The 4345-nt window shown below is 67.6% G+C and carries 5 protein-coding genes and 1 pseudogene; 1 reads left to right on the top strand and 5 read right to left on the bottom strand.

The features are described from left to right. Positions 1-149: 149 nt before the first annotated feature. The 5 genes from ACH4F2_RS35130 to ACH4F2_RS35110 form a co-directional block, all read right to left on the bottom strand. On the bottom strand, positions 150-479 hold the full coding sequence (locus tag ACH4F2_RS35130; RefSeq protein ID WP_398136740.1) for a hypothetical protein: 330 nt from the start codon (positions 477-479) through the stop codon (positions 150-152). A 13-nt stretch (positions 480-492) separates the two neighbouring features. Beyond that, entirely contained in the window at positions 493-960 is a 468-nt protein-coding gene (locus ACH4F2_RS35125) for a hypothetical protein (RefSeq protein ID WP_398136739.1), read from the bottom strand. Between the two features lie 5 nt (positions 961-965). Next, on the bottom strand, positions 966-1286 hold the full coding sequence (locus ACH4F2_RS35120) for a hypothetical protein (RefSeq protein WP_398136738.1): 321 nt from the start codon (positions 1284-1286) through the stop codon (positions 966-968). A gap of 268 nt (positions 1287-1554) precedes the next feature. Next, positions 1555-2022 (bottom strand): hypothetical protein, encoded by a 468-nt coding sequence (locus ACH4F2_RS35115; RefSeq protein ID WP_398136737.1) that lies wholly within the window; start codon positions 2020-2022, stop codon positions 1555-1557. 564 nt (positions 2023-2586) lie between these two features. Further along, positions 2587-3096, bottom strand: coding sequence for a hypothetical protein (locus ACH4F2_RS35110; protein ID WP_398136736.1), 510 nt, complete (start codon positions 3094-3096; stop codon positions 2587-2589). Between the two features lie 812 nt (positions 3097-3908). On the opposite strand from ACH4F2_RS35110, the pseudogene ACH4F2_RS35105 reads away from it, so the two are divergent. Next, a pseudogene (locus ACH4F2_RS35105) lies at positions 3909-4262 on the top strand (hypothetical protein); the annotation flags it as partial. Positions 4263-4345: the final 83 nt, after the last annotated feature.

Below are 4345 nucleotides of genomic sequence, written 5' to 3'. Positions count from 1 at the left end.
CCTTGGTGTTCTATCCACTCCCCGCGGGGGGGGGGGGGGGGCGGGGGGGGCCCCCCGCCCCCCCCCCCCCCCCCGGGGGCGCCCCCCCCCCCCCCCCCCCCCCCCCCGCGGGGGCGGGGCCTGCCTGGCTCAGTGGCCGAGGTGGCGTGTCAGGTGAACGGCAGAGGGTCCGGCAGGAGCCAGGTGGCCGCTGCCGCTCCGCTCACTACGGCCGTCGCCCAGCCCGCCCACGTCCGCCCGGACAGGGCCCGGGCCGCATGAGCGGCCTCGGAGGTGACGACCACGCCGCAGACCAGCGTCAGGAACAGGTCGTCCCAGGCGGCCTCCGGCCGGCCGATGACGAGCCAGCCTGCCGCGCATCCCGCGAGTCCCGCGGCCATGTAGGGCCACGGCGTGTACTTCGCCGACTCCGGCGACGCGCGTACGCGGTGCGTCAGGATCAGGGCGATGCCCGCGAGGACCGCCGCTATCGCAATCACTGGTCCTCCATGATCAGAACTTGCAGGCCTTCTTCAGTGCCGGGATGCCCAGCAGGGCCGCGACCGCCTTGCGGTGCGCCGAGGTCAGCTTGCGGCGCTTGGCATAGGTCTGGATGAGCTTCGCGGTCTTCTTGACCCCGATCCTCTTCACCAGCTTCACGGCGGTCAGGACCCGCTTGGAGCTGCCCGCGGGCGTGAAGGTGAAGATGAAACCGGACACCGCCGGCGCGCACTTGGCGATCTTCTTCGTGGTGGACCACCAGGAGGGGTCGATCACGATGGGGAAGGAGCTGTTCGTGTCGAAGTCGACGTGCTGGACGAGCTTGTCACCCACGACCTTGTAGCCGGTCGGCACGTCGTTGCCGGCGGCGTCCTTGGCCCAGGGCGCGTCGAAGAAGCCGGCGGCGTCCGACGCGGGGGCCTTCTCGGCGTTGTCGTCGCCCGCCGCGTAGAGCGAGACCGAGCCGTCGTCGTGCGTCACGGCCTTCATCCCCGCGGGGATGGTGAAGCCGGTCTCGTAGTCGTGCGGCGCGCGAAGACGGTGTCGGTCTCCGTGCGCATCTGCAGGACCTCGACCCGGTGGTCCTGCATCCGTGCGGCGGTCTGTGCCGCGTCGACGCTCTCCGCCTCCTTGATCGGGTGGGCCGTGAGCTGGTCGACCGCCTCCAGCAGCCCGGAGACAGCGCGCTCCGCCTCCGCGTCCGCGGGGCTGGTCCCGCCCGTTGCGACGGCGACGTTCGGCGAGGCCAGGAGCACGGCGGTGGCGGTCAGCATGGCTATGCCTGCGGCATGCCAGGTGGTTCTCATCTGTGTACTTTCCATGGTCGCGGCACGCGACCCGCCGATGTCGTTCCCCCCGGCGGATCGAGCCGCAAATGATCTTCGAGCGGCGTAATGGAAACACCTGTCCTACAAAAATGCCCACTTCAGGCATCGAACAGGACAGACTCGGCGCTCTGAGCGGCACTGGACCGTCCGGCAACGGGCCACGCCGAAGGGCGACTTGGCCGGATCAAGGTGTCCTTGTCCGCTACGGCCCTGATCTCCCGCGGGGCATCGGAAGCCGACGGCGATCTCATGCCGCCACAGGTGTCCTCTCGGCCGCGGAACGGCGTTTCCAGTATGCGACGGCCAGCACGCCCAGCAGCGGCCCCCACAGGATCAGCGGCGCGTAGCAGAAATGGAACCAGGCAGCTTCCCAGCCGCCGGCTTGGCTGGGGTAGTCGGCCGGCAGGTCGTCACCTCCTCGGATCGTGGTACCCCTGACCTCGGAGGCGATGAGCAGAAGGCTGAACAGGAGGGTGAGGCTCGCGGCCCCGATGGCGGCCAGGAGGACGGCTGCCCTTCGCGGAACCCGGCGGCCGCGAAGGAACGGTATCCACCGCGGGAACACCTCACCCCAGCGGGCGATCAGACCGATCGCGGTGAACGCGAAGATTTCCGACAGGACCGACAGGGAGACGACGTACGCCCGTTCGCCGAGTCCGAGACCGTCGCCGAACGCGGCCGGAAGCCGCCAGATACTGGAAGGAAGGACGGTCAACGGAACGGCGTAGGCCACCAGTCGCATCCGTCGCGACACTCCGGCAACGGGCTCGTGGGCCGCCCGCCACGCGACGCGTATTCGTCCGGGGCGGATGGGAGCGGGGTCTTGGGCGTGCAGGGGCTGCATCATCGGCGGTCCTCGGCTTCGGTGTGCTGTTCGGCCCGTTCAGTAATGAAGATCCCGGCCACGGGGGCCCCGAGCATCGCTCCGAGAGCTGACTCCGCTCCGTGCGACGGCCGACGAAGTGGTGCGACCGGCGGATGACTGCCGTGCCCGTTTGCCGCGTGACCTGGTGGTTGACTGCCAGGGTCCGCAACGTCCCGCTGCAGCGTCTCCGGTGTGGGCACGGCTGCGCGGGATTCGCGGACCACCACGTCCGGCCAGAGCTCCAGCCGACGCACGGGCCACTCCTCACCGAACTCGGCCACCTTCGCCGGCGCCAGTTCCGCCACGAGCACGCCGAGGCGGTGCTTCTGCGGCCTCACCTCGGTCAGCGGCGGGGCGGGCGCCGCTGACGATCTCGTCGCCGTAGGTCACGATGGCCAGATCGTGAGGATCCATCTACGCCTGCTGGCCGTTGACCACGATCCAGTCCCTGTCTCCTTGACCGTTCACAGGCTGGGGCGTTCGCAGGTGGTCCGTGGTGGTGCCGTCGGGGTTCCGCCCGAAGGCGGCCTCCAGAACGGCGGGGAGGTCTTCCCGGGGGACGGTGGTGCGCACGTCCGCCAGAACCTGGAGAAAGTCGTCGTCGATGAGACCCATGTGCTCCTGACGAAGTTGGTAGATGATCTCGACGAGCTCCGGCCTTAGCCGCATCCAGGCACGGGAGGTACGGATCTCTTCATCGACCTGGTGCATGAACCAGCGCGCGACCTCGTACGGGACGTCAGCGTGCCCTGCGTGCGGGTTGAAGCACACCGTTGGCTCCCTTGCCGGATCCTCGTCAGGGACGATCGCCGTCACGAGAGTCCGCTGCCCGGCCACGAGATCCAGTTCCAGATACCAGGCGTCATCGGACACGGAGTACATCGCGGTGATCGTGTAGTCGCCGTCGGGGTGTCGAGAGACCATTGCCGCATGCTGCCACGCTGGACCGAGGAAGCGCCTTTCCGAATTGTGCGGTGCCCATCGGCAAGAGAGTGCTCAACTCTTTGAGGTGCGGAAGGGCGGGACCGACTCTGTCCAGGAGATCCCCGTACGGGGACCCGGGGACCGGCGGCGTGCTGACGGACAGGTACTCGTCGATCTCGCCGGCGCCGTACGTCCCCACGAACTCGCGGTAGTCGGCCGGGAACGCCAGGTGTGCCCTCTCCGCGATTTCTGCCCAGTCCACCACGCCGCCGCCGGAGACGGGCGGCACGGGCAACTCGCGCAGTCGGGCGACAGCGGGGTGGGGCGTGCGGGTTCCCTTACGTCAGCAACCTGGCGTCGGCCGACTACGCCGAAGTCCTGACCGAAGCGGGCGCGGCAGTACGCGACTTCCGGTTCGCGCTCCAGCCAGATGTTGCCGGTGGGGGGTCTCCGTTGTTGCGTTGTCGGACCACCCGGTTGGTTTCCGTTGCGCTCTTCGAGATGCGCGACGAATCGATCGCCTTACCTCGCCGCCGGCCCCTCGAAGGCGATATGGGTGATATCTACCGTAAACCCCCTTTCGATTCCCTCGTGTCACCCAACGCACCGAAATGCAATCGCCAGTTGATCTCCAACACCACGACGGGGATACTACTTGGCGGACGCCTGTTCCCGACCGAGTGGCGCTCGCTTCAATAGCCTCCCGCACAGATCACCGGAGGCCATTTACCCAGAGATTACTGGGCAGTTGACCTCAGAGTTTCGTGATAGCGTCCTCACTCGGAGGGACAGTGCAACCTGAAAGGGAAATCGTGAACACGGAGAAGATCGCCGCTCGCCGCCTCTCGCTGGAAGAGGTGACGAAGCTCGGCGTGAAGGACAGGATCTTCGTTTCCGCCGACACCGCAGAACTCAAACTTCCTGAATGCTATGTCCCTGCTTTTCTGACGAAGTCCGGTGAGGATTTCGAGGGCGGCTCGATCACGGCGCGAACCGTATTCCAGGAAGAGGTCTCCTGCCTTCCCGACGACGAGAACGAAGCCGGAATCCACGTGGCCGACGAGAACGGCTCGGTGACCATCGAGGTCCTCCAGTCCGCCGGTGTCGTGCTGGACCTGGCACTTTTCGTCCCCGGTGGGGACAAGGGGTCCCTCACCTCGAAGTTTCGTGACGGTCCGCCGACGGAGTCGGTGGACCGTTTTCGTGCCGTGGGCTGAGGGTGGGCAGGCCGAGGGCCCGAGTGTCGTCT

Source organism: Streptomyces sp. NPDC017890, assembly GCF_044328675.1.
In the GTDB taxonomy this organism is placed as follows: Bacteria; Actinomycetota; Actinomycetes; order Streptomycetales; family Streptomycetaceae; genus Streptomyces.
Note: the sequence above shows the minus strand (reverse complement) of the source record. Positions and strands in the feature narration are given on the sequence as shown.